The following is a 26,829-nucleotide window of genomic DNA, read 5'->3' on the forward strand; positions in this document are numbered from 1 at the left end:
TCTTAGAATTGTTATAAACGCCAAAACTTAGGAACACCCTTCATGACCCGTGTTGCCCGTTACCATGCTGATCGCACAAACCAAAAACTCTACTTTGCTCGACTTTCATGTCAACAAGCAGAACAAATTGATCATGTGCAACAAGCTCAGGCTTACCGTGAGGCTGCTGTGTTTCACTTGCATGGCGCGGTGCTTGCGTTTCTACAAGAGTTGGTCCGTTACTACCGCTTAAATGACGTTAACCCAACGTTGAAGTCCATAGAAGAGCATATGGCAGCTAAAGGGCAAGTCTCGCCTGAAGTGACTGTGATGCAACAACTATCGAAAGAAGGTTTCATTGCTGAGTTAAAACGTGCTTATCGCTTGTGTCAGTATGCGCCAGAGCCGAGTACACCTGAACCTGAGTCAGAAACTTCATCCAATCTGATCATCAAAGTCACTCAAACCCCTCAGGCATGGTTACCCGATACCAAAATTTTACGCGAGTGGCATCGAGACTTAACGGCGTTGATCGATGGCTTTCGGAATGAGATGGTTGAATTCTAAAAGCGATGAACAGCGCTTGAAGTTTGAAAATTTGTCCTTATATCAATAAGTCTAAGCGAAGCAAAGTGCAACTGCCTTTGCCACCATGTTGAACATGGAGGAAATATGTCTATAGAACAATTGAAAGAATTATTTGGAAATCAAGAAGCCATTTTAGAATTGGTTCAACTTGAAGGTGGTGAGCTCGCACTACGTAACGCAGGTTCGGAGAGTGCACCTTTAGTCACGATCCAGTTTAATGAAGAGCTCAAAGCATTATTGGGCGACCAGACAACAGTCGTTGCTCAGCAGATGGTGCAAGCGGCTTTATACGGCTTACTTGAAAAACAAGTGGGCGAGTGGCAAGCGGAAGTGGTGGACGAAAAGCCACAGTTCTTCAGCTAAGCTGAATAAGAAAAAACGCACGGAACAGTGCGTTTTTTTGTATCCACTGTTTGTTCCCTAGTGGGTGGGTGCTTGATGATGTGCAATCTGAATTTGATTTAAAATATGATTGCTCATATTTTTCGCCATTTCCTCTTTTGCAAAATAAACTTCACCAATTTGATCGCGACGAATCACTTCGGCTTCTTCTTTGCTTTCTGCACATACCAAAACCTGAATCTCAGGATTGAGGGTTTTGGCAATATCCACGATTTTATGAATATCTAAAATATCCATCGGGGAAAGTACCAACAGGCGCGCATGTTGAATATGGGCTTGAATCAGTACGCCAGGGTCTGTCGCCATGCCAGAAACAGCCGCAATGCCTTTTTCACGCAGGTTTTCTACAATTTCACGGTTTTCTTCCGCAATTACCACTTTAATGTCTTCGGCCATCAATTGTTTGGTAATGCGACGCCCCACTTCACCATGTCCAACAATCACCACTTGATCACGTAAGTAGTCTTGTGAAACTTCATCAGGCAGCATTGCCAATGGGTCACCACTACGTTCCAGTAAGCGTGCTAGATGCGAGCGCTCACGAATCCAGCGTTGTACAGGTTCAATTGCGGAGAACACAAAGCTGTTTAAGGTGATGGAGATGAGTGCCCCTGCCAAAATTAGGTTTTGTCCTTCTAAGGACAAGAGTTTAAGTGAAACCCCGAGTGTCGCTAAGATGAAGGAAAACTCACCAATCTGTGCCAGTGAAGCACCGACGGTGAGGGCTGTATTGATGGGGTAGCGGAAAAAGAGCACTAGTGCCATAGCGGCAATGGTTTTGCCGACCATAATAATTGCAACGACTGCAAGCACATGAACAGGTTGTTCCACTAAGATGCGTGGGTCAAATAACATGCCCACTGCAACAAAGAACAAAATGGCAAAAATTTCACGTAGTGGGAGAGTTTCTTCTTCGGCACGGTGGCTAAAGTCAGACTCTTTAACGACCATCCCGGCAAAGAAAGCGCCCAGTGCCATGGAAACACCGAAAATTTTGTACGCGCCAAAGGCGATTGAGACTGCAGCAGCCACCACGGTTAAGGTAAACAGTTCACGTGAACCAAGTCGAGCAACAAATTGCATGATCATTGGAACAAGACGTTTCCCGATGATCAGCATAAAAGCGATGAAGCCTACTACTTTGAGTAAGGTGATGCCTAAGGTAAGCCAAATGTTGTCATCAGCGCCGCCTGCAAGGGCTTCTCCACCGAGTAGAGCTGCTGTTGCGGGTAAGAGTACCAGCACCAAGACCATGACCAGATCTTCGACCAAGAGCCAGCCTACGGCAATTTTACCGTTGACCGAATTGAGTAGACCACGGTCTCCCAGTGCTTTGAGTAATACCACTGTACTGGCACAAGACAGGCTTAAGCCGAAGACCAAGGCAGAGCCAAAACTCCACCCCCAGATCATACTGACGCCTATTCCGAGCAGGGTCGCGACAGCAATTTGTAAAATAGCACCAGGCAGTGCAATGCGTCGAACTTGTAATAAGTCATTGAGGGAAAAATGCATGCCCACACCAAACATGAGGAACATGACCCCAAGTTCAGCCAATTGGTTCGCCAAATGAATGTCTGCGACAATACCGGGAGTATTGGGGCTAATAATGATACCCGCAATTAGATAACCAATCAGCGGGGGAAGGCGTAAGCGTACGGCAAGATAGCCGAAAATGAGCGCAAGCCCAAAACCGACAGCAAGTAATATAATGAGATCTACGTCATGAGGCACTAAAAACTCCTTAAGCAAAAGTTAAGGGTGAAAAAGAAGCAAGGCACAAATGGTGCCAAAAGAGATTAAAAGTTTAACAAGTCGAACGAAAAAAAAGCAAAAAAAAACGACCTAAAGCCGGTCGTTTTTTTCAAAAAACTAAAATTATTTAATTTTAGCTTCTTTGAAGATTACGTGTTGACGGATTTTTGGATCAAATTTTTTGATTTCCATTTTTTCCGGCATAGTACGTTTGTTCTTAGTTGTGGTATAGAAATAACCTGTACCAGCAGTAGAAACTAGGCGAATTTTATCACGCATGGTTCAGACTCCTTAGATCTTTTGACCTTGAGCACGTAGGTCAGCAACAACCTTCTCGATACCCAATTTGTCGATAATACGCATACCTTTTGTAGTTAGACGAAGACGTACGAAACGTTTTTCGCTTTCTAACCAGAAACGGTGGTGATGCAGGTTCGGCTCGAACCGGCGTTTGGTTTTGTTATTGGCGTGCGAGACGTTGTTGCCAACGACTGGACGCTTGCCGGTAACTTGGCAAACCTTAGACATGGTGAACTCCATTGCTAGACAGCACCGATTGTGCGCTAGTTATTAAGTAAACGGATGAAATCATTCAAGGGGCGTTTTATACCAAAAATGCGCTTAAAAGACAAGCGATTTTCATTAAAACTAGGCATAAACCCGTGCGATAGGTCATGCCTTGATCATTTAGCGAAGAAGGGTCTTTGAAATCAACTTGTGAATTGGTTTGTTAAACGGTGGGAGAATGAATTTCAAGCTATATAACTTGGGATTCGACATCACTGACCGTTCATGCGACAAACTGAAGAAACCTTCTGGACCATGATATTTCCCCATACCTGATGCACCAACGCCACCAAATGGTAAATCGTCTTGTGCGACATGGGTCAAAACCGTATTTTGTCCGAAATGCCCTGAATGAGTACGCTGTGCAACATAATCTGCACGCGCCTGATCAAAGTCGAAGTAGTATAATGCAAGTGGACGCGGACGGCTATTAATAAACTCGATAACATCGTCTATTTGATCATATTCCATGATCGGCAGCAGTGGCCCAAAGATTTCCTCTTGCATAATACGCATGTCAGGCGTGACCCCAGTTAACAGTGTAGGGGGCACTTTACGTGTATCGGAGAAGGTTTCATGGGCTGGGTTGATTTCAACCACTTGTGCACCATGTTCACGTGCATTTTCGAGATAACCTTGTAAGCGGTTGTATTGACGGTCATTAATAATCGAGGTGTAGTCTGGATTATGCAGAATGTCGGGATACATCTCTTCCACACACTCGCGGAAGTGTTCAATGAACTCGGCAGTTTTACCTTTAGGCAAGAACATATAGTCGGGTGCCACACAGGTTTGACCTGCATTCCACAGTTTTCCTGCAGCAATGCGCTGCGCAACATCCCGTAAATGAATAGAAGGATGTACTAACACCGGGGATTTTCCGCCAAGTTCGAGGATTAGTGGAACGAGGTTCTCTGCCGCAGCAGCCATAACGGTTTTACCGACATTGGTTGAACCTGTGAAAATCAGTTTGTCAAAAGCCAGACGACAAAAGGCATCTGAAATTGCACCACCACCATTGGTCACGGAAACTAACTCTTGAGGAAAGGCTTCGGAGAGTGCTTTTTCAAGAATGCGACCAAAGTTACCCGATGAACTGGAAATTTTGATCATGGCATGGTTGCCTGCTGCCAAAGCACAAATCAGGGGGCCAATCGAGAGTAATAAAGGATAGTTCCATGGGGTAATAATGCCGATCACACCTAAAGGTTGATATTGCACCCATGCTTTAGCCGGTTGGTGAATGATTGAAACGTGACGTTTCGAGGGTTTCATCCACGTGGTTAAATGCTTGCTATAATATTTGATGTGTTCAAGGCAGGTAAGTAATTCCCCAATTTTAGTTTCACTGGTGGAACGGTTGCCGTAGTCTTGATTAATTGCCTCTGCAAATTGATCTTGATACTTAACTAAGATACGCTTAAGTCGTGCCAAACGGTCAATACGCTCTTTTGCTGTTGGCAATGGATAACGTAAATAAGCGTGCTTTTGCTGTTCAAGCACATCATGTAGGTGCTGAATATCATAAGAATGTGGTGTCAATGAAGTTGTTTTTGTTTGACTGTTCATGCCGCACTACCATTTCAAATTTCAATTTATGTTTAATTTTTAGAGTAATTGCTCTAATTGGTCAAGTTACTTTATGTGTTAGTCTTCTAATGCACTGAATGAATGGTTATTTTAGGATGTCTCAAACTAAAACGTTGAAAACCAAAGAACGTATTTTGCAACTCAGTTTGCAGCTTTTTAACGAGCGTGGAGAACGTTCTGTTACGACCAATCATATTGCAGCTGAATTGAATATGAGTCCGGGCAATTTGTATTATCACTTTCGCAATAAAAGTGAAATTATCAAAGAGCTCATGGAACAGTATCAAGGCGAAACGCTACAGATGCTGGCTTTGCCAGATGACCGTCTGTTAGATGCCAATGATAAAATTCGTTATTTTCAGGTGCTGAGCAGCCAGTTGTGGGCTTATCGCTTTTTACACCGTGATGTCTATCATTTGGTTGAAAACAATGAAGACTTCCGCAAGATGTATCCACGTTTTGCAGGGCAGGTAATGCAGCAAGGGCAAAAAATCTATCAGGCCTTTGTTGATGCAGGCTTAATGCAAATGACGTCGTCTGAAATTGAAGCCCTGATTATCAATTTATGGATTGTACTGACCAACTGGACCAACTTCCTTTATATGTCGGGTCATATCACTGACTCCAATACATTAGAAGAAAAGTGGGTTTGGCAGGCTCTCCGTCAAATGGTGTTCTTAGAAGGGGCCTATTTGCGTGGTGAAAGTCGTGAGACGTATGAGCGCTTGTTGGATACGATGGGGCCATCTGAACTGTTTTCGAGCTTGGCGTCATTTAAATCGGATGATAAGCCATAAGGTGTTTTGACAGCTGAGTAAAAAGCGCTAGAATACTCGGCTTGATTTTCATTTTACTGATTTAAACTGACATGAATATGACAACTGCTAACACAGCACGTTTACTGATTACTTGTGAAGATAAGCCAGGGATCGTGCAAGCTGTATCGAGCTTTTTGTATCATCAAGGCGCGAATATTACTGCGCTTGATCAATACGCGACTGAAGCTCAGGGCGGACGTTACTTTATGCGTGTTGAGTTTGAACTAGACAATTTACAGTCTCGTAAAGAAAGCATCACTCAAACTTTTGCTGCAAATGTAGCAGAGCGTTATGAAATGCAATGGCGTTTGGCGCTGGTCAGCGACGTGAAAAAAGTCGGGATTCTAGTGTCTAAAGTAGACCACGCCTTACTTGAGCTGTTATGGCGTCATGCGCGTGGTGGTTTGCCGTGCGAAATTACCAAAGTGATTTCTAACCATGAAACTTTACGTGAAGCGGTTGAGAACTTTGGCATTCCGTTTGAAGTTGTCCCTGTAACGAAGGACAACAAACGCGAAGCTTATGCTGAAATTGATGAATTAATGCAAGGCAATGATTTATTGGTACTTGCGCGTTATATGCAAATTCTAGATGAAGCATTTGTCGAAAAGTGGGAAATGAAAGTGATCAACATTCACCATTCATTCCTACCGGCTTTTGTTGGCGCAAACCCATACAAGCAAGCGCATGAAAAAGGTGTGAAACTCATTGGCGCAACTGCACACTATGTCACAGCGGATCTGGATCAAGGTCCGATCATTGAGCAAGATGTAGAGCGTGTGAACCATGATTTTACGGTTGATCAATTACGTGAATTGGGTCAGGATGTTGAACGTAATGTCTTGGCACGTGCAGTGAAGTGGCACTTAGAAGACCGTATTATTGTTGATGGTAACAAAACAGTCGTTTTCCAATAAAAAATTGGTTGCAAGCAAGACTGAAAAAGGCATGCATTAAGTATGCCTTTTTGTTTGAGTACGATTAGAAAAAACCATAAAAAGTGACAAATTAATAGTTGCAAATGAAAACACTTCTCATTTATCATTGCGCTACTTTATTGTACTAACCGATAAGCGTTATAGTGGAAACCAACCCAGTGGCCACTTCGCTTAAATTAGGTCACCGATTTTAATGAGTTCAACAGTTATTTCTCCTATGCAGACTCCCAACCCGATGAAAAAGAAAGTTCTTGCTGCTTTGATCGCGGTTGTCGTGGGCCATATGGGCGTATTGTGGGCAGTGAACCACATGAAAGCTCCTGAACTCAAACCGATTGAAAAAGAACCATTGAAGGTTCGCTTCGTTAAAATTCAAGAACCACCAAAACCGCTACCGCCTAAGCCGAAGGAAGAACCGAAAAAGGAACCGACTAAGCCGAAGGAAGTGAAGATTGTGGAAAAACCACAACCGACCCCACCGAAAAAGGTAGAAAAGGTTCAACAAGTTAAAAAAGCAGAAGTGGTTAAACCGGTTGTTAAACCAACCGAAACTCCAGTAAAACCGACAGTCACCACGACGATTACAGAGAAAAAAGTCGAAAAACCTGTCGTGCAACCAGAGCAAGCGAAACTTGTTACTCAGGCTGCACCAGCTGATACTTCACCTAAGTCGGTGTCGATTGGTGGTTCAGGTGTGCAATGGAGCCGCTCCCCAAAACCAGTTTATAGTAATCAAGATTTACAAGGTGAAAACCGTCGAGTCGTGGTGCTGATTGAGGCGAATGAAAAAGGGTCGATTGTGAATGCCCGTATTACGCGCTCAAGTGGTGTGCCTGCTTTAGATGAAAAGATTTTAAGAGCTGTCAAAGGCGCTAAATTTAAACCTTATAAAGAAAATGGTGTGGCTTATCCAATTCGGGCTGAGCAACCATTTGATTTAGAATTGAATACAAAACGCTAACTTTATCAGGAGTTCGAGTATGAACTTTTCAGTTTATTGGCAACATGCTGATGCAGTCAGTAAGACACTGTATTTCATCTTGTTGGCAATGTCGATTGCAACGTGGACCATCTTTGTTTTACGTATCATGGGTACACGTCAATTGAAACAACAAGCTTATGCTCAACTTTCGCAAGCTTTAGCTAAGTTAAAATCAAAGTTTGCTGTACTGAACTTTGAACAACGTAAAGCAGTTGCAGAACAAGCACTTCTTCGTCAAATTTCTGCTGAAAAAGCGAATGCTGAGAAAGGTGTTTCAGTTCTAGGTACGATTGCATCGCTTGCACCGTTCGTTGGTTTGTTCGGTACAGTATGGGGAATTTTCCATGCCCTTGTTGCTGTTGGCAAAAGTGGTCAAGCGGGCTTAGCGCAAGTTGCAACTCCTGTAGGTGAAGCACTGATCATGACGGGTTTAGGTTTGGCTGTCGCGATTCCTGCGGTGTTAGCGTATAACATCTGTGCGCGTGTAAACCGTACTTTGGCACATGAGCTTCAAGACCAAGCACACGGCTTGCTCATTGATACTATGTTGCAACAAGACTCAGCACCTGCGGCAGTAGAAAGTAAAGCGACTCAACAAGGTTTAGTTGGAGGTCAAGCTTAATGGCTTTTCAATTGGGTGACGATAACGATGCTGGCATGAATGAGATGAACCTCATTCCGCTGATCGATATTATGCTGGTTTTGATGATCATCTTCTTGGTGACAGCGACCGTTGCCAACCCATCAATTCCATTAACTTTACCAAAAACGACGGCTGATATTGTAGATCCTCCACCTAAAGCCATTACGGTAAGCATTAATGCAAATGGCGAAGTGGCTTGGGATAATCAAGTGATTAGCTTGGAAGAACTACAAACGCGTTTTAATGAGGCGGGTGAGTTGGAAACCAAGCCAACGGTTCAACTTCGTGCAGATAAAGAATCTCGTTACGATATGGTCGCACAAGTGATGTCTCGTGCGAGTGAAGCTGGACTGGCGGATATTGCTTTCGTCAGCGATAACTAAGTTGATGTTAAAAAAAAGCGACTCTTGAAGTCGCTTTTTTTTATGGTGAATTCTTGAGTTATTGGCTGTCTTTCAATAAAGCCTGAAACTTAGAGCGCAGCTTCATCAGTTTTGGCGGAATGGCAAAGTTACAATAGCCTTGAGATGGGTTACGAGCGTAAAAGTTCTGGTGATAGTCTTCAGCCGAATAGAACGTTGGTACAGGACTGAGTTCGGTCACAATGTCGAGACCTTCTGCCTTTAAGTCGGCAATGGCTTGTTCTGCATCAGCACGCTGCGCATCATTAAAATAGTAAATGACTGAACGATACTGGGTGCCGATATCATTGCCTTGACGGTTGAGTGTTGTCGGATCATGAGTGGCAAAAAATACATCGAGCAGCTGAGCATAGCTGATTTGAGTTTCATCAAAATCAATTAAAATAACTTCGGCGTGGTTGGTATCGCCACGACAAATATCTTCATACGTCGGGTTATCGGTATCTCCACCTGCATAACCACTGGTCACTTTATGTATGCCCTGAAGCTCTAAATAAACCGCTTCTACACACCAAAAACATCCACCACCAAAGAGTGCTTGTTGCATTTTAAAATCCTAATTGTGTTTATATCTGTTTATATAAGGGCTGATTTGTTCAGTACAATGTTGTCTGTTACAGATTAAAAAAGCCTGTGATTACAGGCTTTTTATAGAAACAATTTAACGTGGTTGAATGGCAGAGCCAAACTGTAGCAGCAAGTTACCATGTCGATCGAGTAGTTTCAGTGTTTTACCAAACACTTGGTAATGTGTCACTTTTGCCAGCGCTTCTTGGAACTGTTGCGGGACAGCACTGTTATTGATACAGGCCATTCGGGTGGTTGCGAGCTGGCTCAAGGTGAGCGTATCGCGTCCGACGGTATAGCTGCCCATAATGCGGTTACAGCCATCTGCACCACTAATGCGGTTATCGGCTGAAAACTGAAGGCTTGGAATATTACGTTCATTTGGTGCTGTTTTAATTTCGGTATTGCCGATTTGCATCAAAATCCAAGTCCGTTGCTGGAGTTGTTGAATGTTGGCCATTTCAATAGTATCAGATGGAGGTGGTGCAGTTTGGCAGCCAGTCATGATTAAGCTACTCGCTAAAAGACTGCTTGCAATCAGTTTTTTTAACATGGGATCAGACTCTTATTGTGATGTATCGTCTGAACTATCAAAGCAAATTTTGTCCTTGATTGCCAGTTTTAACTTGCAGCTTTTCGTTGCAGACTTTAGCGTGTTTGGTCAACGGGTAAGCCCTGACGAATAAGCTGTGAATACTCACGACTGGTTAACTCTGTTTCTTTGCTTACACGTGGATTGATATAGGCTTTTTGATACCATGTTTTCATATCCCACTGTGGACTAATCGCGCCTAAGTCATACAAATAGTTTGGTAAATATCCTGAAGCTAAAATACGATAGTCGGTCGGTAAAGCGTCATGTGAAACGGCCTGAACCATATCAAACACCAAGGTGGTGCAATTACTGGTGAGGGTGTTATACCACTTAGGATGCTTGGCGAGCTCGTCTGCCTTATGTAAATACTCTACAAACAGTGCTTTACTTTCAGCCTGTCCGAGGCGAACAGGAAAGAAATAGACTTGTTCGTGACGAATATTGCTACGGGTATACACAATATCATGCTCATCTGAGGCCACTAAACTCAGCTCATATTTTCTAAAAAAACCACCAATCGCTGAAAATTCTTCATTTTTCTCTTTGCGAATTTCAATAGAAAAGGTCAGCGGTGCGGTATTGGCAAAATCAAAACTGACCAAAGTATGCGCGATTTGTGGCCCCGTCCAGTATGAGGTAATGATATTGACCCCAGTGATTTGATTTAGATCGAAAGAGCGGGTATCCCAATGTTCAGTATAGGAGCCGTCTGGGTGCCATGTGAAATTACGGACATTATGAAGGGTGACATGGTCGCCTTGTTTTTCATAATGCAAAATTTTTGCTACTTCAGGTTGCCAGTCGCGGTCTTGGCGAGCATCTAAACTAAAATACCAAGACAACGCCAGTAAAAAGCCAAGGAGATAAAGGATGATATCGAGGCGACGACCAAAAAAGCTTTGGGTAATATAGATGCCTAAAATGCTGAGCGCAAAAGCAATCCAGATTCCAATAAAAATACGGCTGACCAACCAACCCCAAGGCGCTTGAATCCACAATGCAAAACACAGCCAAATTGAACTGAACAAGACAAAAATACTAAACAGGGTGTGGAGTAATCCAAAGCCCAGTGTCCGCCAAAATTCTATTTTGATCATGTTGTGCATCGTGCTTTTAGCAAAAAGAATATGCTTTATTTTTGATAAGTTGCGAACTCAAAAGCAATTCCAGTTTTGTCATCAATATGTTGTTCTGACGCCACTTTTTTGAATGCTGCTGGAATAGCAGGGTAATGCGCATCACCTTGCACATCGAGTTCAACATGCGTGAGTTCTAAACGGTCCGCAATGTCGATGGTCTGTTTAAAAATTTCACCACCACCAATGATAAAAATACTGTCAGGTTTTTCTGAAGCTTGAACATCGGCAACAGCTTGCACTAAAGCTTCTTCGATACTGTAAGCCACCTTTGTGCCTTCAAAAGTCCAAGATGTGTCGCGAGTAATGACCCAATTGACACGCTTGGGTAAAGTACGGCCCATCGATTCCAGCGTTTTACGCCCCATAATGACCACACCACCTTGGGTAATGGCTTTGAAGTGTTTTAGATCGGCTGAAATATGCCAAGGTAGGTCATTGCCTTTACCAATACAGCGTTGCTGATCCATTGCGACTACATGTACAACTTCTAAGTTTTGAAAGGCCATAACGCGCTCAAATGTTGGGTCATATTTCTCATCCTTCCTCAAGGAGAGGAAGAACATCTATGGGTAAACCTCAATCTCGCTGATTCAAGGCGAGATTGAATTCGACTTTATCTGCTTTAAACAGCGACAGGTGCTTTAATCCCGGGATGTGATTCATACCCCACGATTTCGATATCTTCAAATTTAAAGTCGAAAATATCATTAACCGCTGGATTGAGTTTCAGTTGGCACAGCCCTAAAGGTTCACGGCTTAACTGAAGCTTCGCTTGTTCAAAATGATTGGCATATAAATGCGTATCACCACCCGTCCAAACAAAGTCCCCCACACCTAAACCGCAGACTTGCGCGATCATATGGGTGAGTAGTGCATAACTGGCAATATTAAAAGGTACACCTAAAAATACATCGGCACTGCGCTGATAGAGCTGACAAGACAGTTTGCCGTTATGGACAAAGAACTGGAAGAGGGTGTGGCACGGAGGAAGAGCAACCTGCCCCGCTTCTTGTGGATTCCAACCCGATACAATCAGACGGCGTGAGTTTGGATTGGTTTTAATTTCATTGACTAACCAAGCAATTTGGTCAAAACCATCTTTTTCATACAAACCGTCGGCTTTTTTAGTTGCGCCGAAGTTACGCCATTGATGTCCATACACCGGCCCCAGTTCACCTTCTGGGCGACCAAAACGAGCAGTTTGTTCTGCGGTTGACCATTCGTCCCAAATACTGACTTTGTTGTCCTGTAAATATTGCACATTGGTATCGCCTTTTAAGAACCACAACAGTTCAATCACGATCGATCGAAAGTGTACTTTTTTAGTGGTTAATAAAGGGAAGCCTTGAGAAAGATCAAAGCGCATTTGATGACCAAATACCGAGCGCGTACCTGTACCAGTACGGTCGCCTTTATCACCGCCGTGATCGAGGATGTGTTGTAGCAGGTCTAAATACGTTTTCATAAAACTCTCAAATAAACACTTCGGGGGAACAGACCTCTTAATAGAAGTGCCTGTTCTTTCCACTCTAAATTATAAAATCTGCGGATGATTATACTGAATTGTGCCTTATTACGCACCCGAGATTAGTAAGTCTGGCGAGATGATTAATCATATAAAAGTGATGTGAAAGCTATTACAGAAAACCAGATTCAAGTGGTTTTGTACAGGATTTAAACTGGAATGATTAAGTTGTATTGGATCTAAATAGGCAGCCGTTTAGATGGGCAATCGATTCCATATCTAAGGACGTCATTAGCCAATGGTGAAACATTTGAGCTTAAGGCGAAAAAGGACTTGGGTAAGGATTAAATTTTTTTAGTTAATTTAGGTTTCAAAAAGTACAGAGAAAAGAAAACTTTAGAAAGGTTGTGTTGCATTTTGAAAAAAAATATTACATTTACGACATGAAAGTTCAATGCTGAGCGGGTAGTATTTCGAACTCGAAAAGTTGCACACCCCTAATGATTGGGAGGAGAGTTGGTTTTAGTATGCCTTATGATCAAAACGTAAATATGAATGACGTCTATGCGCCTGCGCAAACCAATATCATAATACGTTCTCAGTCAGAGCGAAATGTCACCGCTTCGGATATTTTAAGCTCGAAGCAGGCACGAGAAAGGGCCATTAGTAACCATCAGCGTGTGGATCTTGAAAAGTTTACAGGTTTCTTAAGAAATATTACCCGTCAAACCAGCACCCAAAAATGTGCTAAAAGTATTCGCATTGGCTTAGAGTCTGCGGGTGCACGCTTCAAGAGTCATCCTGTGGCTGCGGCAGATTGGGGGAAGACCCTAACCAGCATTGGTTATCGTAAAATCAATTTATCTTTTGATCAGCCTAAAAAAGGTGATATTTATATTATCGACCGTACTGCAAAAAACCGTTATGGACATATTGCCGCTTATTCAGGCAATGGCTGGGTTTCTGATTTTAAGCAAAGTGGTTATGCGGTTTACCGTAACCAAAATGTGAACTACAGCTATTATCGAATGGATTAAGCAGATGTTGACGGGATGTAGAGCAACTCCGCATCCCGATTAAATTCTTTTTTCACGTTGTGCGTGAATCGATACTAAAAATAAACCAATTCCACTAAAGCCGATACACTGGAGCGCAAGCGCAATTTTATCTTGAGCGGGTAGATAGCCCAGCAAACAAATCAGGGCAATTAGGGGCAGAAAAATAACCAAACGCGAAAAGCCTTCCCGATACGGATTGTCCTGAGCAATCTTCAATTGCACACCGCGTAGCAGATGCGTTGCAATGCCAATCACTAGACTCAAACCAATAAAAATTGCGCCAAGCTGTTGAACTTGTGCTGCCATAAAAATCATCACGCAAGTTGCAATACAAATGATGAGTTTAATTTGACGGCTACAGCGTTCAGAATACCAAAAGTTCAACATGGTTTATTGGGACTCAGACTGAGTATTGCTATGCAAAAGAGATAGGGGGGAAAATAGGCAAATCCCCAGCGCCATAAAACCAATCCCTTGCGCACCTGGAATCAGCAGCTCACCATCTTTAATATTCATAAAAATCAGCGCCAAGAGTAGGGCAATCGGAATCCAAGTCAGTAGACGATACAGAAAGCCTGTAGGGTTCTTGGCCGCAAAATGAATTTTGCAGTAACGACAAATCAGAAAAACAATCCCAGTACCCAAGAACATTAAAATGGCATCGAGACTCAGGGGATCCATCCAATACAACACACCTGTTACAACAGCAATTGCGATAAAAATAAGTAATTTTTTAAGAATAGAAATTGAGGGATTAAACCAAAATTCGAGCATGGGAGTGATGTATTTAAAAACCAAACATATGTCACTTTAGCATAATTTGGCCCTAAAAAAGGAGGCAATGAAGCCCCCAATATTTTATCCGCTCATCGGATTAGCCATTATTCTTTTGTGGGCCCCAATCATAGATTTTCTTTTGATAGGCATACCACATCATCCACGCGCCGACCAAAATCATTGGCAAACTGAGGAATTGGCCTTTACTCATCCATGCGATAAACAACTGTCCATTGTCAGGCTCACGGAAGAATTCTACGATGAAGCGGGCCATACCATAACCGATCAGGAATAACGCTGAAACCGCCATACGAGGCCGTGGCTTTGAACTGAACCACCACAGTACGATGAATAACAATAACCCTTCAAAAAAGGCCTGATAGAGCTGAGACGGATGGCGAATTAGCTGTAGCGGATCCGTTGGGAAAATCATACCCAGTGCAAAGTTTGGATCTGCAACTGGGCGACCGTAAAGCTCTCCGCCAATGAAGTTACCAATACGGCCAAACATGAGCCCTGTAGGGACACATGGCGCAATAAAGTCGAGGGTTTGGAACCAAGTCATTTTGTATTTCTTACACCAGAACAGCATGGCAAGCATTACACCCAAGAAGCCGCCGTGGAAACTCATACCGCCTGTCCAGACTTGGAACAACCAGATTGGGTTGGCAAGGAATTGCTCAAAGCCATAAAAGAAGACGTAACCGACACGACCACCAATAACCACACCTAGAGCGCCATAAAAGATCAAATCGGAGATCATATCTGGTGTCCAACCACGTTCTTTCGCGCGGTAGCTTGCAAGTCCCCAAGCAAACAAAAAGGCCAATAAATACATCAGTCCGTACCAATGAACTTGTAAAGGGCCAAGTGCTATTGCGACGGGGTCAATATTTGGATAGGTCAGCATGCATATTCCTAGTCATTATGTTTTGAACAGATTTTAGCTGAAAGAGATGAAAAATGTTGTACATTCAATGTGTAAAGATGATGAGTATCGTTTATGTGTATTGTGGCAATAGCATGGCAGGTCTTGGATGAGATGCCACTGTGTTTGATTTCAAATCGAGATGAGTTCTATCAGCGCCCTTCAAGCCATTTAAAGCAGTGGGAAAATAGCCCGATTATTGCAGGGCAAGATTTGCAGTCTGGCGGCACATGGATGGGTATAACGCCAACAGGACGTTGGGCCGTTTTAACCAACTTTCGCGATGGAAAGGATCAAACTAGCTATCCAACGTCTCGTGGACATTTGATTCAATCCTTTTTAGAGTCTGAACAAACCCCGATTCGTTTTGCTCAAGACTTAGAGAAAAAACAATGTGACTATGCGGGCTTTAATCTTTTTATGGGGGATCGGCATCAGGCGGTCTATATGAGCAATCGTGGTGAAGCACCACAGGTTCTTCCGAAAGGCGTGTATGTGGTGTCGAATGGTTTGATGACGGAACATTGGGAAAAAACCAAACATTTACGTAAGCGCTTTACCCAAGAGTTCTTACCGATGTTGCAACAATCCAACATCTTACAAAGCGAATTAGAGACGACAGCTTGGAATATTTTGGAGGATGAGCGCAAGATTATTACAGACTTATTGCCGCAAACTGGCATTAGTCAGGATATGGAAGAGTTATTGTCTTCGACCTTTATTCAAAGCCCTATTTATGGGACACGCTGTTCTAACTTCCTGCGCATGACCCATGAACAATGGTCTTGGCTGGAAAAGCAGCAGCAGGGTGAGTTCAAAGGAAAAATCACGGAACAGGCGGTATTCTTTAAACCATAAAAGATGCCGACATAAGTCGGCATTTACTACGTTTTTTTGCTTAACCTGCGATCACACCGCCATCATTACGTGTAATAACCACTGTTGCTGAACGAGGACGAGCCGTTTTATTTGCACGATCTGTTTGGCTTGCAGGCCAGTGACTGGTTGGCGCATCGTAGCTCTTAGAGTCTTCACCCGGATGTTGCACATTAATGAAAATGGCTTTGTGGTCAGGCGTCATGGTCACTCCTGTAATTTCACATTCTGCAGGGCCTGTTAAGAAGCGACGTAAGTATTCATCTGTGACTTTAGCTCCCATAAGGGTGGTCTGGTTACTAGAAGTTGTTGTAACGCCACCATCACCCACTTGACCTGGTAAGGCTGCAAGCATCATACAGTTGGTTGTGTCTGTATAAGCGCCATCATCGGTTTGAATCCACAGCACGCCCCGTGGGTCAAACCACATCCCATCTGGCGATGACAGGTCGTTGTTATCATTTAAACCTGAGAGGTTAATGTTTTCTGCCATCGCAGCTTCAGCACCAAATAAGTAAATATCCCATTCAAAGGTCTCTGCCGCTGAGTTTTCCTCTTTGAAGCGAATGATATGACCGTTGACATTGCCTTTACCGCCTTCTGGGTCGCTATAGTTACGTGGATTCGCTGCATCGGTGGTATATGCTGTACCACGGTTTGAGTTGTTGGTCAGCGTAACATAGACTTCGCCATTTTCTGGGTTAACTGCGACCCATTCTGGACGATCCATTTTAGTTGCACCGACGGTATCACCTGCTAAACGAGCAAATGTGAGCACTTCAGCTTGGGAGTTAAATGGATAAATGACGTTTTGTTCATTTAAGCCATTTTTCCCATAAGCTAATTCAACCCATTGTCCTGTACCGTCATCATTAAATTGAGCCACATAGAACTTGCCATTGTTCATGTATTTGTCACCTGCTCGGTAACCCGTGTTAACGTCTTTTGGGTCCCAAGTTGCATCCGAGACAAATTTATAAATGTATTCGCCACGAGAGTCATCTCCCATGTAGAAGGCAAATGGTTGACCTTCAATCGCACGGCTTGCTCGACAGTCCTCATGTGCAAAACGTCCTAGTGCAGTACGTTTCACAGGATTTTGACGACCATCAAATGGGTCAATTTCAACAATCCAGCCAAAGGTGTTCGGACCATTACGGAAATCTTGTGCAGTCGTTACACCTTTAATGGAAGCATCCCAGCGATCATATAAATCTTGTGATTCAACTGCACCAATGGCTGTTTCCCAAGCATAGCGCGAGTTTGTATCCAAATAAGCAGTACGGTTTTGCGCATCTTTATTCGGAATTTTATTTCCTGAACCATCAAGAATATAAATAATTTGCCCTTTCTCATCTTTTTTAGGTGTGCCATCTACATTTTTTTCGTAAAGATAATCGATGCTTAAACCTAAACCGTAGCGTTTGAGTGCAATTTTTTCTTTGTCCGAGCGACCTGCATATTCATCGGTACCTGAACGTTTAAAATATCCGATAAAATTCTCTTCTGTGGTTAAATATGTACCCCAAGGTGTATAGCCATTACCACAGTTGTTGTGTGTGCCGCGAGTTTTGAGACCCACAGGTGAATATTGTGTTGCGAGTAAGGGGTGACCTGTAACTGGACCATTAAAGTCCATGATTGTTGAGCCTGTAATACGACGATTGAAAATAGAATTTTGTACAATTTCAACTTTCTGATTCGTCTTATCTTTCTTGATATGAACGACAGAAACCCCATGTGCATTAACTTCGCGGATTACTTCATCTTCAGGACGTCGGCCATTGGGTTTAGTTGGCCCTTTAGGATGTAGGAATGTCGGATTGATGTATTCATGATTCATCACCAAAAGACCTTGTTCTGACGAAGTCGAATCATAACGGCCAGTTGAGTTGTTTAAACCAAAAAAACTCATACCATCATGGCAATCGCCTGAACGGAATTGGAAACTCGGACCAGAAGGGACATTTTGATCATCCCATGCTGCATATGCTGGGTTAATCGAATCGCCCATTGCATAGAGTACAGTTGCTGTATAGCCTTCAGGCACTGTAACCCAGTCATTTAAATTTTTATCTACTGGGGTAAATGTTAATTTCTGTGGTCGTACATTTTGATCGGTTGGAGGAGTTGTTTCATTGTTTGTAGAATTATCATCATCTCCACAGGCTGTTAAGCTTGATGCTAATGCTAATGCAGCAGCTCCACTTGTTGTTTTCTTAATTAAGCTACGGCGTGAAATGTGTTTTTCTAAAATATCGCGAAAATGCATATTGCTTGAGTTGTTGTTATCGAGTTCTTGATCTTCGTGATAAGGCGTTTGATATGTCATGTCTTTTCCTAGCGTCTTTGCTTGGTCGTTTTTAGAAAGTTACAAACAAGGTAAAGCGTCAATATGACAGCGTGGTGAAGTTTATATGTCAAAAACATGAAATGATCGGTAGCACATTTAGCCATAAAAAAAGCAGGCAATTTTGCCTGCTCATTGTTTTCAATCGGGGAGCTTAAGCTTCAGCAGCTCGCTTTTTTTCAATCAATTTTCCAAAAAAGAGACCAATCTCAAATAAAAGCCACATCGGTATCGCGAGCATAATCATCGAAAGAGCATCAGGTGGAGTCACAAACATTGCAACAAAAAAACAGCCGACAATAATGAATTTTCGTTTTTCAACCAATTGTTGTGTGCTCACCACCCCAATCAAGATGAGTATCAAGGTAACAATAGGAATTTCAAATGTTAAGCCAAAAACCAAAAATAGTTTTAGACAGAAGCTGAGATAGCTGTTGATGTCTGTCATTGGGGCCACAGTGTCAGGGGAAACACTGATAAAAAAGTGCAAAATGGATGGCAGTGCAATGAAATAAGCGAAAGCCACACCAGCATAAAACAAAGCAATACTACCAATCAAAAGAGGCGTTGCGAGCGATTTTTCTTTTTCGTATAGCGCAGGTTTTACAAAAGCCCAAAGCTGATAAATGATAAAAGGCATGGCCAGCATGAGAGCCACAAAAAAGTTCAGTTTAAATGGTGCCATGAAGGTGGCAGTAACATCCGTTGCAATCATAGATGAGCTAACTGGAAGTTGTGCTCGTAAGGGTTCAGATAGCATTTGGTAGCTATGATTGGCAAAAGGCAATAAACAAAAAAACAAAATGAGAATTAAACCGACGATTTTAAATAAATGACCTCTTAAGATGATCAAGTGCTTAGTAATCGGCATTTCTTCAAGCAGCAGTTGCTCTGAATCTCGAGTCACTACAGGGCTTAAGTTGTTAGATTTCATACAGCCTCCCGCATCGGTTCAAAGCTATTTTGAACACAGCCTAAATAAGGTACCGAATCTACAGATGACTTTTGTTTCATAGGTTGAAGTGTCAGTAATACAGGTGCCTTTTGATTCACATACTGATAAGTATGGGAGATATTTTTATTATCGAGTATGGCAGTTTCTTGGTGCTTTTCATTTGCCAAAATATTTTGTTGTTGTATGTGTTGCATTTGAGCTTGCATCTTTTGTTCAAGCTCCTGAATTCGCTTCATTTCATTTTGCATTTGTTCACGTAATTCAGACATCCGTAGCTCACGGTCAATGTCATTTTGCACATTACTGACCATGCGTTTGACTTTGCCATACCACTTGCCCGCAAAGCGCGCTGCTTCAGGTAATTTCTCTGGTCCAAGAACCAATAGTGCGATAATGCCAAACACCAAAAGCTCTGTCATGCCGATATTGAGCATCGCAAAACTCCAATGACTTAATGTTTGACGGTTGAGTTGCTTGTGTTGCTATTTTGATGTTCTAAGGTGCGTGGTTCATTGAGTTGAGCGGCTTCAGCGTCCTCATCACGGATTGATTTTTTAAAGTCTTTCACGGCACCGCCGACATCTTTACCTAAGTTCTTAAGTTTGGCTGTACCAAAAAGAAGAATAACCACAATTGCAAAAATCAGTACGTGCCAAATTGATAGTCCCGCCATGGGTAGATCCTCATCATTTTTCGTTTTCCCTATATCAACAGGCTTGTGTGACATTGCGGTGACGATGATGTTTCAATTTCAAGACAAAACGATCGCTTCGCACTGATTTTGAGAAAAAGCAGTGTTATGATGATTCGGTGAAATTTCAAGGATATTGAAGTGACTTTGCTGCTCCCTCTGTTGGCCTTTCTTAGTGGTTTATTGCTTGCATCCACCCCATTGGCAACACGGTTGAAAACAGGCTTTTCAAGTCTTTTAGCACGTTGCTTTATTCCGATTGTTATTGTCTACAACATGGTGTTTTATCAGGCTGGTAGCTTTAGTCTGATGTTATTCAGTTTTGTAGTGGCAGTGCTCTTATTTTACTTTTTCCTCTATTTTTCAGAGAATAAATTAAGCGCCCTATGTTTTAGTTATGTCAATATGGCATGGCTAGGCTTTCCTTTTGCGATTGCGTTGTTTGGCACAAAAATTAGTCCAGCAATGGTGGCGCTATACATCGGTGGCTCTATTTTTGGCAATCTCTGGGCAGTTACGGCTGTGAGCCAAACACCGTTACCTTTTTCATTTATTTTAAAAAAAGTGCTCTGTGCTCCACCCATGATTGCTTTGATTCTGGCTGTTATTTTTCGTTCCGTTGGGGTGCAACATTGGTCACAGCATGATCTGATTGATGTGGTTTATAGTGCAGCCAAATTTGGTATGAGCTTCTCTGGCATGTGTGTATTGGGCATGTGGTTGAGGCACACCAAAGTTGAGAAAGCGGACCTGTGGGAAAGTAGTCAGACTGCTTTGTTAAAATTAGCATGTGGCGCGGTGTTGTGCGGGCTGAGTTATCGTTATCTCGCTATTCCTAATATTGAACAATATATTGGGGTCATGTTCTTATTATTTTGTTTACCGCCAGCAGCCAATATTGTGGCTTTGGAAACGTATTATCAGGGTACAGGCACGTCGGCAAAATACATTGCTTCAGGTACAATCATCAGCTGTTTCGTGGTGAGTATCTATGGTTTATTGCTGCATGTATTTGCTGTGATCTAAGCACTCACTTTTAGCTGGAGATGTGTAGTGCTGCGCAAGGGCGATAGAGGGGAGTATCGAAAATCTTTCGCCACCATTCTCCCCAAAGGGAGAAGACATTGCGCATTTCAATTTTTATTATTATAAACTGGCTTTAAACAGTTGCATCGCCTGACCACGATGGCTGATTTTATTTTTTTCTTCTTTGCTCATTTCTGCACTTGAAAGCCCTAGCTCGGGTAACCAGAATAGCGGGTCATAACCAAAACCATTTTCACCACGTGCAGCCTCCAGTACTTCACCTTTCCAAATACCTTGAAAAATTTGCGGAAGAGGATCATCGGCATGTTGTACTAACGCTAAAACGCATACAAACATGCCTTCAATCGATTGACCGTCTTTACGCAGTGGCTTGAGTTCAGCTAATAATTTTTGGTTATTGGCAGCATCATCGCCGTGTTCACCTGCATAACGCGCAGAGTAAATCCCCGGTGCACCATCTAAAATAGGGATGCAAATCCCAGAGTCATCTGCAATGGCTGGTTTTCCTGAAATTTTAGAAGCATGACGTGCTTTAATAATCGCATTTTCGACAAAGCTCAGACCATCTTCAATGGCATCTTCAATATTCAATTTACCTTGAGCAATCACTTCAACAGGTAAGTTGAGTTCTGCAAATAATTTTTCAAATTCCGCAATTTTACCTTTGTTATTGCTTGCGAGGACTAACGTGCCTTGGGATAACCAATTTTGTGTAGACATATCTGTTTTTGAAACTAGCATAGATTAAGTTGGATTTTAGGGTTTTTCATTAGAATAGGATAGTGTTGAGTCGTTATGTTTAGGACTCATTAGGAGAATAATTCTTTAAATTTACATTTTGTTCTATTTCAAACTATTTATTATTTCCTCCTGTTTTTCCAAATGCTGGATGTAAGTTATGAGATAAATTGTCTTCAATTAGCTGTAATATATTTGAAGCGACTTTATATGTTCGAATTTCAATTTCGTATTCGCCTTGAAACCAGTTTACCAATCTTAAAGCGTAGGTTTTACTATGAGCACCTAAAATATGCTGTTTTAAGCGGTTTATCACGTTCTTCGAGGAAGAACCTACATACAAAACATCAGAAGGGTTGTGGTTGAGTTTTGGGCAAGCTATTTCTTTATTATGTTTAAACTGTTCGAATTTGAAACGCGTTTCTTCTGAATTACCATTGATTTCTTTAATAATATAAATTGCAAAAATATCTTCTTGTATTAGCTCTTTTCTGTGAAGAATGAAAAAGGTTTCTAGATCTTCATTACTTGAATAAATATAGGTGTTTATAGGTTTTGATTGCTTTGCTATTTCACAATCGTTAATCAGTGTATCTAAATAAGAGTAATCAATCATAATATCAAAAAGTTTTAGTTATCTTTGATATAAAAAACCGACTATCACAAGTCGGCTCTTCTATCTTTAACATTCAGCTTATTGAGCTTGAATCCATTTATCTGCACGGTCACGTGCTTGACGAATTTGATCTTGTGTTAAGTTTGCCGCCAAGGCTGTTTTCTTGCCTTCAGAAAGTGTAATCACTTTATTGTCGAGCATGCCATCACGAGTTGAAAGCTCATACCATTGATAAGCACCCATGTAGTTTTTCTTTTGTTCTTCCATCATTGCTAAATTAAAGCTTGCGCGGTTATCACCACGGCTGGCTGCTTTTTCAAAGTATTGACGTGCTAAAGATTCATCTTTTTTAGTGCCTAGGCCATCTGCAAGCATACGGCCAACATTTAGCTGAGCTGCCGAAAGACCTTGATCTGCAGCTGCTTTGTACCAAGCAAAGGCCTGTCGTTCATCTGCAGAGATGTCTTTACCTTGTTGATACTTGGTTGCAAGATAGAACTGCGCAGCAGGCTGACCTGCTTTTGCCGCTTTAATTAAGCTATTGATATCCATAACAGAATATTGTGCAGCTTGACTCGCAACAGAAGTGGTTGGGGAAACATAATCTGCATGAGCCTGAATGCTCAAAAGTCCAACCAGTAGTGTCGTGCTTAAGAATAGTTTTTTCATAGAGCGCTCACTCGATAAATTGCGACTTCACCAAACAAATTCGGGAGACGTTTACTGAGTAAACTATCTTGTTGATCCCCATTTACAGCGAGTCGATTAATAATTCTGATGTTATTTTCCGCACAAAGTGCTTCAAAATCACGGAAAGTACATAAGTGGATATTGGGTGTGTTATACCACATGTACGGCAAAGCTTCAGAAACGGGCATCATTCCTTTCAGTGCCAAGAAAGAACGGGTCTTCCAATGGGCAAAGTTAGGAAAAGTAATGATCGCCTGTTTCCCTACGCGCACCATATCACGTAATAAAACATCTGGTGCATCTACCGCTTGCAAGGCTTGTGCCATAACGACATAGTCAAAAGACTGGTCTGCAAAGCGGCTTAAACCCAAGTTTAAGTCTTGTTGGATAATATTTAACCCGCGACCGACTGCAATTGCAATCTTTTCTTGATCAATTTCCAGTCCATATGCGCGAATATTGTGCTTTTTACTCATATGGGCCAGTAATTCACCGTCACCACAACCTAAATCGAGTACGCTAGAATCAGGTTTGATCCATTTTTCTGCCAGTTGATGATCAATACGCATTACACAGCCTCCTGAGTTGCTTGAGGGTGTTCAGAACCACCCAAAAATGCACGTAATGCTTTTACATACAAAGGAATCGGGAACAGGAATGAGTCATGGCCTTGTTCAGCGTCGATATCTAAATAGCTCACCGGTTTGTGGTTGGTGATCAACGCATCCACAATTTCTTGTGAACGTTGCGGGGTAAAACGCCAGTCGGTGGTAAAGGACACCACAAGGAACTGACATTTGGTCTGTGACATGGCTTTAACTAAAGACTGCTCATACTCACGTGAAGGATCAAAATAATCCAAAGCTTTGGTCATAATCAGATAAGTGTTGGCATCAAAGTTACGGCTAAATTGCTCACCTTGATAACGCAAATAACTTTCGACTTGGAATTCGACATCGAAACCGTACATAAATTTGCCTGACTTTAAGTCGCGACCAAATTTTTGTTTCATGGCTTCTTCAGACAGGTAGGTAATATGACCGACCATACGTGCCAAAATTAGGCCACGTTTTGGATAGCTATCATTTTCAAGATAGCGACCATCATGGAAGTCTGGATCGGACAAAATTGACTGTCGTGCGACTTCGTTAAAGGCAATATTCTGAGCAGACAGTTTCGGTGCACTGGCAATAATCACGCATTTTTGCAAACGATCAGGATAATCAACTGACCATTGCAAGGCTTGCATACCACCCAGCGAACCACCAATCACCGCACTCCAGACTTGAATACCCAGATGATCGGATAAAATGGCTTGGGTTTTAACCCAGTCACGGACGGTGACTAAAGGAAAGTCTGGGCCATAAGGGCGGTTATCATTTTCAGGGTTTGGCGAAGTTGGACCTGTTGAACCGCTACAGCCCCCAATATTGTTCAGTGCAACCACGAAAAACTTTGAAGTATCAATCGCTTTGCCTGGGCCAATACAGGCATCCCACCAACCTGGTTTTTTATCGTCAGCATGATGGTAACCCGCTGCATGATGATGACCCGATAGTGCATGGCAAATTAAAATCGCATTGGATTTATCTGCATTGAGCTCACCATAGGTTTCAACCATCAGTTCATAACGAGGGAGAATACGACCGCATTCGAGCTCTAAGGGCTCTTCAAAAGTAAACTTTTGTGGACTAACGATACCCACGGAGTCAGCAGGAAAAGACACAGGAATAATTCGCCTTAAATCTTTGGGGTTAATAAACAAAAGGATACCACTTGAGGGTATCCTTCTAAAGTCATTTTAGTGCTAATTATTATTGCTAATACTTATACCGCAGCAGCAATCACTTGATCTGTGCTTAACACACCTTGATCAATTAAGCGGTTGGTACACGCAATAATAGCTTCAATCGATGAGGTCACAATGTTGTCATGAATACCTGCACCGAAGGCTGATTTACCTGTTCCTTTGACTTGTAACTCAACCAAAGCCAAGGCTTTAGCATTTGCCCCAGAGCTAATACCACGCTCTTCGTAGCTCAAGACATCAATTGGTAACTGTAAAGCATCCAACATTGCAGAGATTGGACCATTGCCTTCGCCACGTAATTGCTGCGTTTCACCATTCACTTCAACTTCAAGCTCAACCACTTGCTTGCCATTGTTGTCATATAAACGGTAGTTTTTGGTCGAGTAATGTGTGTCTTTGGTATCCACATAAGTTTCTTTGAACAATTTCCAAATTTCTTGTGCGGTAATTTCAGTGCCTTCTTCATCGGTACGTTTTTGTACGGTTTGAGAGAATTCAATTTGGATACGACGTGGCAATACCACGTTGTAATTTGTTTCTAACAAGTAAGCAATGCCGCCTTTACCTGACTGTGAGTTGACGCGAATCACAGCATCATAGTCGCGGCCTAAGTCTTTCGGGTCAATTGGCAAGTATGGCATATCCCAAATTTCTTCGTTCTTTTGGAACTCGAAACCTTTTTTAATGGCATCTTGATGCGAACCAGAGAATGCTGTGAAGACCAAGTCGCCTGCATAAGGGTGACGAGGGTGAACAGGCAAGCCTGTGCATTCTTCTACCGTTGCAATGATTTCATTGATATTTGAGAAATCTAAGTTTGGTGCAACACCTTGAGAGTACATATTCAAAGCAATCGCAGCGACGTCGACGTTACCTGTGCGTTCGCCATTACCAAACACACAACCTTCGACACGATCTGCACCGGCCATAATCGCCAATTCTGAGGCAGCAATCCCACAGCCACGGTCGTTGTGACAGTGCACAGAAATAATCACGCCATCACGACGAGCGATGTTGCGGTGCATCCATTCGACTTGGTCTGCATAAACGTTTGGGGTTGAAACTTCAACCGTAGCAGGTAAGTTTAAAATCACTTTATTGCTTGGCGATGCTTCCCAAATTTCGGTAACTGCATCACACACATCTTTTGCAACTTCTAATTCGGTTGCAGAGAAACATTCTGGACTATATTGGAACACCCACTCCGTTTCAGGATATTGTGCTGCATATTCTTTGACTTTGCTGGCTGCATTGACTGCTAATTGCTTCGCACCAGCAACATCGACATTTAAGACTTTTTGGCGGAAAGTTGGTGCATTTGAGTTATAAATATGCACGATTGCACGTTTTGCACCCGCTAAAGACTCAAAGGTACGTTGGATCAAATGATCACGTGCTTGAACTAAAACTTCGATATACACATCATCTGGAATGTGATTTTCTTCGATCAATTTACGGGTAAAGTCAAAGTCAATTTGAGAGGCTGAAGGGAAACCGATTTCAATATTCTTGAATCCAATTTTCACCAACATTTGGAACATTTTAAATTTTTGTTCCATGTCCATCGGTTCAAAAATCGCTTGGTTACCATCACGCAGGTCAGTACTCATCCAAATAGGCGCTTTTGTAATTTCGTTGTTTGGCCATTGACGGTCTGGCAAGTCAACACGTTGATACATGCGACGATATTTTTTACTTGGATCAGCCAACATCATGAGGTAACTCCTTACATAGTACGGGTTGCATTTGAGTGGGTAATAAAAAGCAACCTACTACTGAATATAGATTGTGTCTATGGTCTCTATTTACAAGGGAGTCTTCAGGGTGTTTGTAAACGTAAATA

Annotated in this window: 32 protein-coding genes; 10 read left to right on the top strand and 22 right to left on the bottom strand. The window is 42.3% G+C overall.

Going from position 1 to position 26,829, the window contains the following annotated elements; translation table 11 throughout:
- Positions 1-42: 42 nt before the first annotated feature.
- Both GVX98_RS02125 and GVX98_RS02130 read left to right on the top strand, forming a co-directional pair.
- Positions 43-546 carry a DUF6586 family protein gene (locus GVX98_RS02125; protein ID WP_159127131.1) on the top strand — a complete coding sequence of 168 codons (504 nt, stop codon included), beginning with the start codon at positions 43-45 and terminating at the stop codon, positions 544-546.
- A gap of 105 nt (positions 547-651) precedes the next feature.
- Entirely contained in the window at positions 652-930 is a 279-nt protein-coding gene (locus GVX98_RS02130; protein ID WP_004692486.1) for a hypothetical protein, read from the top strand.
- A gap of 57 nt (positions 931-987) precedes the next feature.
- On the opposite strand, the gene GVX98_RS02135 is transcribed toward GVX98_RS02130, so the two are convergent.
- The 4 genes from GVX98_RS02135 to GVX98_RS02150 form a co-directional block, all read right to left on the bottom strand.
- Positions 988-2,703 carry a cation:proton antiporter gene (locus GVX98_RS02135; RefSeq protein WP_004978997.1) on the bottom strand — a complete coding sequence of 572 codons (1,716 nt, stop codon included), beginning with the start codon at positions 2,701-2,703 and terminating at the stop codon, positions 988-990.
- 144 nt (positions 2,704-2,847) lie between these two features.
- A complete protein-coding gene (rpmG, locus tag GVX98_RS02140; protein WP_003654787.1) occupies positions 2,848-3,003 on the bottom strand; it encodes a 50S ribosomal protein L33 in 156 nt (51 codons plus the stop codon).
- A gap of 12 nt (positions 3,004-3,015) precedes the next feature.
- Positions 3,016-3,252, bottom strand: a complete 237-nt coding sequence (gene rpmB, locus GVX98_RS02145) for a 50S ribosomal protein L28 (protein WP_000048256.1) — start codon at positions 3,250-3,252, stop codon at positions 3,016-3,018.
- A gap of 159 nt (positions 3,253-3,411) precedes the next feature.
- Positions 3,412-4,860, bottom strand: a complete 1,449-nt coding sequence (locus tag GVX98_RS02150) for a coniferyl aldehyde dehydrogenase (protein WP_004979000.1) — start codon at positions 4,858-4,860, stop codon at positions 3,412-3,414.
- 116 nt (positions 4,861-4,976) lie between these two features.
- Here GVX98_RS02150 and GVX98_RS02155 point away from each other — a divergent pair, with 116 nt between their 5' ends.
- The 5 genes from GVX98_RS02155 (at position 4,977) to GVX98_RS02175 (ending at position 8,645) form a co-directional block, all read left to right on the top strand.
- Positions 4,977-5,678, top strand: coding sequence for a TetR/AcrR family transcriptional regulator (locus tag GVX98_RS02155; protein ID WP_005400842.1), 702 nt, complete (start codon positions 4,977-4,979; stop codon positions 5,676-5,678).
- A gap of 71 nt (positions 5,679-5,749) precedes the next feature.
- Positions 5,750-6,616 (top strand): formyltetrahydrofolate deformylase, encoded by an 867-nt coding sequence (gene purU, locus GVX98_RS02160; RefSeq protein ID WP_004692478.1) that lies wholly within the window; start codon positions 5,750-5,752, stop codon positions 6,614-6,616.
- 214 nt (positions 6,617-6,830) lie between these two features.
- The gene (locus GVX98_RS02165) at positions 6,831-7,598 is read left to right on the top strand and encodes an energy transducer TonB (RefSeq protein ID WP_159127132.1); all 768 of its coding nucleotides are present in this window, start codon (positions 6,831-6,833) and stop codon (positions 7,596-7,598) included.
- A gap of 19 nt (positions 7,599-7,617) precedes the next feature.
- On the top strand, positions 7,618-8,241 hold the full coding sequence (locus GVX98_RS02170) for a MotA/TolQ/ExbB proton channel family protein (protein ID WP_004692475.1): 624 nt from the start codon (positions 7,618-7,620) through the stop codon (positions 8,239-8,241).
- The gene (locus GVX98_RS02175; protein ID WP_058868889.1) at positions 8,241-8,645 is read left to right on the top strand and encodes a biopolymer transporter ExbD; all 405 of its coding nucleotides are present in this window, start codon (positions 8,241-8,243) and stop codon (positions 8,643-8,645) included. Before GVX98_RS02170 ends, GVX98_RS02175 begins: the two co-directional genes overlap by 1 nt.
- A gap of 58 nt (positions 8,646-8,703) precedes the next feature.
- Here GVX98_RS02175 and msrA read toward each other — a convergent pair whose 3' ends face one another.
- The 5 genes from msrA to thyA all read right to left on the bottom strand — a co-directional run bounded on the left by msrA (position 8,704) and on the right by thyA (position 12,450).
- Entirely contained in the window at positions 8,704-9,231 is a 528-nt protein-coding gene (gene msrA, locus GVX98_RS02180; protein ID WP_159127133.1) for a peptide-methionine (S)-S-oxide reductase MsrA, read from the bottom strand.
- A 114-nt stretch (positions 9,232-9,345) separates the two neighbouring features.
- Entirely contained in the window at positions 9,346-9,804 is a 459-nt protein-coding gene (locus GVX98_RS02185) for an META domain-containing protein (protein ID WP_159127134.1), read from the bottom strand.
- A 95-nt stretch (positions 9,805-9,899) separates the two neighbouring features.
- Positions 9,900-10,952, bottom strand: coding sequence for a DUF4105 domain-containing protein (locus tag GVX98_RS02190; RefSeq protein WP_159127135.1), 1,053 nt, complete (start codon positions 10,950-10,952; stop codon positions 9,900-9,902).
- A 26-nt stretch (positions 10,953-10,978) separates the two neighbouring features.
- Positions 10,979-11,491, bottom strand: coding sequence for a dihydrofolate reductase (locus tag GVX98_RS02195; RefSeq protein ID WP_159127136.1), 513 nt, complete (start codon positions 11,489-11,491; stop codon positions 10,979-10,981).
- A 116-nt stretch (positions 11,492-11,607) separates the two neighbouring features.
- Positions 11,608-12,450, bottom strand: a complete 843-nt coding sequence (thyA, locus tag GVX98_RS02200; RefSeq protein WP_004692464.1) for a thymidylate synthase — start codon at positions 12,448-12,450, stop codon at positions 11,608-11,610.
- A gap of 527 nt (positions 12,451-12,977) precedes the next feature.
- On the opposite strand from thyA, the gene GVX98_RS02205 reads away from it, so the two are divergent.
- Positions 12,978-13,487, top strand: coding sequence for a CHAP domain-containing protein (locus GVX98_RS02205; protein ID WP_087011366.1), 510 nt, complete (start codon positions 12,978-12,980; stop codon positions 13,485-13,487).
- Positions 13,488-13,526: 39 nt separating this feature from the next.
- On the opposite strand, the gene GVX98_RS02210 is transcribed toward GVX98_RS02205, so the two are convergent.
- The 3 genes from GVX98_RS02210 to lgt all read right to left on the bottom strand — a co-directional run bounded on the left by GVX98_RS02210 (position 13,527) and on the right by lgt (position 15,195).
- Positions 13,527-13,895, bottom strand: coding sequence for a hypothetical protein (locus tag GVX98_RS02210; protein ID WP_159127137.1), 369 nt, complete (start codon positions 13,893-13,895; stop codon positions 13,527-13,529).
- Between the two features lie 3 nt (positions 13,896-13,898).
- Positions 13,899-14,282: an AzlD domain-containing protein gene (locus GVX98_RS02215; protein WP_159127138.1), complete on the bottom strand. Its 384-nt coding sequence runs from the start codon at positions 14,280-14,282 to the stop codon at positions 13,899-13,901.
- A 100-nt stretch (positions 14,283-14,382) separates the two neighbouring features.
- On the bottom strand, positions 14,383-15,195 hold the full coding sequence (gene lgt, locus GVX98_RS02220) for a prolipoprotein diacylglyceryl transferase (RefSeq protein WP_159127139.1): 813 nt from the start codon (positions 15,193-15,195) through the stop codon (positions 14,383-14,385).
- Between the two features lie 93 nt (positions 15,196-15,288).
- Between lgt and GVX98_RS02225 the strand changes: the two genes are divergently transcribed.
- Positions 15,289-16,071, top strand: coding sequence for an NRDE family protein (locus tag GVX98_RS02225; protein ID WP_004979023.1), 783 nt, complete (start codon positions 15,289-15,291; stop codon positions 16,069-16,071).
- Positions 16,072-16,111: 40 nt separating this feature from the next.
- Here the strand turns inward: GVX98_RS02225 and GVX98_RS02230 are convergent, their stop codons facing one another.
- From GVX98_RS02230 to tatA, 4 genes are all read right to left on the bottom strand, one after another.
- Positions 16,112-18,421 carry a PhoX family phosphatase gene (locus GVX98_RS02230; RefSeq protein WP_004979024.1) on the bottom strand — a complete coding sequence of 770 codons (2,310 nt, stop codon included), beginning with the start codon at positions 18,419-18,421 and terminating at the stop codon, positions 16,112-16,114.
- A 172-nt stretch (positions 18,422-18,593) separates the two neighbouring features.
- Positions 18,594-19,373, bottom strand: coding sequence for a twin-arginine translocase subunit TatC (gene tatC / locus GVX98_RS02235; RefSeq protein WP_004979026.1), 780 nt, complete (start codon positions 19,371-19,373; stop codon positions 18,594-18,596).
- Positions 19,370-19,828 (bottom strand): Sec-independent protein translocase protein TatB, encoded by a 459-nt coding sequence (gene tatB / locus GVX98_RS02240; RefSeq protein WP_004979029.1) that lies wholly within the window; start codon positions 19,826-19,828, stop codon positions 19,370-19,372. Before tatB ends, tatC begins: the two co-directional genes overlap by 4 nt.
- 17 nt (positions 19,829-19,845) lie before the next feature.
- Positions 19,846-20,067, bottom strand: a complete 222-nt coding sequence (tatA, locus tag GVX98_RS02245; RefSeq protein ID WP_004979030.1) for a Sec-independent protein translocase subunit TatA — start codon at positions 20,065-20,067, stop codon at positions 19,846-19,848.
- Between the two features lie 159 nt (positions 20,068-20,226).
- Between tatA and GVX98_RS02250 the strand changes: the two genes are divergently transcribed.
- The gene (locus GVX98_RS02250; protein ID WP_159127140.1) at positions 20,227-21,111 is read left to right on the top strand and encodes a permease; all 885 of its coding nucleotides are present in this window, start codon (positions 20,227-20,229) and stop codon (positions 21,109-21,111) included.
- A 120-nt stretch (positions 21,112-21,231) separates the two neighbouring features.
- On the opposite strand, the gene rdgB is transcribed toward GVX98_RS02250, so the two are convergent.
- The 6 genes from rdgB to leuA all read right to left on the bottom strand — a co-directional run bounded on the left by rdgB (position 21,232) and on the right by leuA (position 26,701).
- On the bottom strand, positions 21,232-21,852 hold the full coding sequence (gene rdgB / locus GVX98_RS02255) for an RdgB/HAM1 family non-canonical purine NTP pyrophosphatase (RefSeq protein WP_035326407.1): 621 nt from the start codon (positions 21,850-21,852) through the stop codon (positions 21,232-21,234).
- A gap of 133 nt (positions 21,853-21,985) precedes the next feature.
- A complete protein-coding gene (locus GVX98_RS02260; protein ID WP_004979036.1) occupies positions 21,986-22,486 on the bottom strand; it encodes a hypothetical protein in 501 nt (166 codons plus the stop codon).
- 78 nt (positions 22,487-22,564) lie between these two features.
- Entirely contained in the window at positions 22,565-23,155 is a 591-nt protein-coding gene (locus GVX98_RS02265; RefSeq protein WP_004692440.1) for a tetratricopeptide repeat protein, read from the bottom strand.
- Positions 23,152-23,745, bottom strand: coding sequence for a methionine biosynthesis protein MetW (gene metW / locus GVX98_RS02270; protein ID WP_004979039.1), 594 nt, complete (start codon positions 23,743-23,745; stop codon positions 23,152-23,154). Before metW ends, GVX98_RS02265 begins: the two co-directional genes overlap by 4 nt.
- Entirely contained in the window at positions 23,745-24,902 is a 1,158-nt protein-coding gene (locus GVX98_RS02275) for a homoserine O-acetyltransferase (RefSeq protein ID WP_159127141.1), read from the bottom strand. Before GVX98_RS02275 ends, metW begins: the two co-directional genes overlap by 1 nt.
- A gap of 101 nt (positions 24,903-25,003) precedes the next feature.
- A complete protein-coding gene (leuA, locus tag GVX98_RS02280) occupies positions 25,004-26,701 on the bottom strand; it encodes a 2-isopropylmalate synthase (protein ID WP_159127142.1) in 1,698 nt (565 codons plus the stop codon).
- Positions 26,702-26,829: the final 128 nt, after the last annotated feature.

The organism is Acinetobacter sp. 8I-beige (assembly GCF_902505955.1).
GTDB lineage: Bacteria > Pseudomonadota > Gammaproteobacteria > Pseudomonadales > Moraxellaceae > Acinetobacter > Acinetobacter johnsonii.

Excerpts from the sequence above, each read along its gene's own strand:
- GVX98_RS02125 (WP_159127131.1), top strand. The coding sequence starts at position 43 with ATGACCCGTGTTGCCCGTTACCATGCTGATCGCACAAACCAAAAACTC.
- GVX98_RS02130 (WP_004692486.1), top strand. The coding sequence starts at position 652 with ATGTCTATAGAACAATTGAAAGAATTATTTGGAAATCAAGAAGCCATT.
- rpmG (WP_003654787.1), bottom strand. The coding sequence starts at position 3,003 with ATGCGTGATAAAATTCGCCTAGTTTCTACTGCTGGTACAGGTTATTTC.
- rpmB (WP_000048256.1), bottom strand. The coding sequence starts at position 3,252 with ATGTCTAAGGTTTGCCAAGTTACCGGCAAGCGTCCAGTCGTTGGCAAC.
- GVX98_RS02150 (WP_004979000.1), bottom strand. The coding sequence starts at position 4,860 with ATGAACAGTCAAACAAAAACAACTTCATTGACACCACATTCTTATGAT.
- GVX98_RS02155 (WP_005400842.1), top strand. The coding sequence starts at position 4,977 with ATGTCTCAAACTAAAACGTTGAAAACCAAAGAACGTATTTTGCAACTC.
- purU (WP_004692478.1), top strand. The coding sequence starts at position 5,750 with ATGAATATGACAACTGCTAACACAGCACGTTTACTGATTACTTGTGAA.
- GVX98_RS02165 (WP_159127132.1), top strand. The coding sequence starts at position 6,831 with ATGAGTTCAACAGTTATTTCTCCTATGCAGACTCCCAACCCGATGAAA.
- GVX98_RS02170 (WP_004692475.1), top strand. The coding sequence starts at position 7,618 with ATGAACTTTTCAGTTTATTGGCAACATGCTGATGCAGTCAGTAAGACA.
- GVX98_RS02175 (WP_058868889.1), top strand. The coding sequence starts at position 8,241 with ATGGCTTTTCAATTGGGTGACGATAACGATGCTGGCATGAATGAGATG.
- msrA (WP_159127133.1), bottom strand. The coding sequence starts at position 9,231 with ATGCAACAAGCACTCTTTGGTGGTGGATGTTTTTGGTGTGTAGAAGCG.
- GVX98_RS02185 (WP_159127134.1), bottom strand. The coding sequence starts at position 9,804 with ATGTTAAAAAAACTGATTGCAAGCAGTCTTTTAGCGAGTAGCTTAATC.
- GVX98_RS02190 (WP_159127135.1), bottom strand. The coding sequence starts at position 10,952 with ATGCACAACATGATCAAAATAGAATTTTGGCGGACACTGGGCTTTGGA.
- GVX98_RS02195 (WP_159127136.1), bottom strand. The coding sequence starts at position 11,491 with ATGGCCTTTCAAAACTTAGAAGTTGTACATGTAGTCGCAATGGATCAG.
- thyA (WP_004692464.1), bottom strand. The coding sequence starts at position 12,450 with ATGAAAACGTATTTAGACCTGCTACAACACATCCTCGATCACGGCGGT.
- GVX98_RS02205 (WP_087011366.1), top strand. The coding sequence starts at position 12,978 with ATGCCTTATGATCAAAACGTAAATATGAATGACGTCTATGCGCCTGCG.
- GVX98_RS02210 (WP_159127137.1), bottom strand. The coding sequence starts at position 13,895 with ATGTTGAACTTTTGGTATTCTGAACGCTGTAGCCGTCAAATTAAACTC.
- GVX98_RS02215 (WP_159127138.1), bottom strand. The coding sequence starts at position 14,282 with ATGCTCGAATTTTGGTTTAATCCCTCAATTTCTATTCTTAAAAAATTA.
- lgt (WP_159127139.1), bottom strand. The coding sequence starts at position 15,195 with ATGCTGACCTATCCAAATATTGACCCCGTCGCAATAGCACTTGGCCCT.
- GVX98_RS02225 (WP_004979023.1), top strand. The coding sequence starts at position 15,289 with ATGTGTATTGTGGCAATAGCATGGCAGGTCTTGGATGAGATGCCACTG.
- GVX98_RS02230 (WP_004979024.1), bottom strand. The coding sequence starts at position 18,421 with ATGACATATCAAACGCCTTATCACGAAGATCAAGAACTCGATAACAAC.
- tatC (WP_004979026.1), bottom strand. The coding sequence starts at position 19,373 with ATGAAATCTAACAACTTAAGCCCTGTAGTGACTCGAGATTCAGAGCAA.
- tatB (WP_004979029.1), bottom strand. The coding sequence starts at position 19,828 with ATGCTCAATATCGGCATGACAGAGCTTTTGGTGTTTGGCATTATCGCA.
- tatA (WP_004979030.1), bottom strand. The coding sequence starts at position 20,067 with ATGGCGGGACTATCAATTTGGCACGTACTGATTTTTGCAATTGTGGTT.
- rdgB (WP_035326407.1), bottom strand. The coding sequence starts at position 21,852 with ATGTCTACACAAAATTGGTTATCCCAAGGCACGTTAGTCCTCGCAAGC.
- GVX98_RS02260 (WP_004979036.1), bottom strand. The coding sequence starts at position 22,486 with ATGATTGATTACTCTTATTTAGATACACTGATTAACGATTGTGAAATA.
- GVX98_RS02265 (WP_004692440.1), bottom strand. The coding sequence starts at position 23,155 with ATGAAAAAACTATTCTTAAGCACGACACTACTGGTTGGACTTTTGAGC.
- metW (WP_004979039.1), bottom strand. The coding sequence starts at position 23,745 with ATGCGTATTGATCATCAACTGGCAGAAAAATGGATCAAACCTGATTCT.
- leuA (WP_159127142.1), bottom strand. The coding sequence starts at position 26,701 with ATGATGTTGGCTGATCCAAGTAAAAAATATCGTCGCATGTATCAACGT.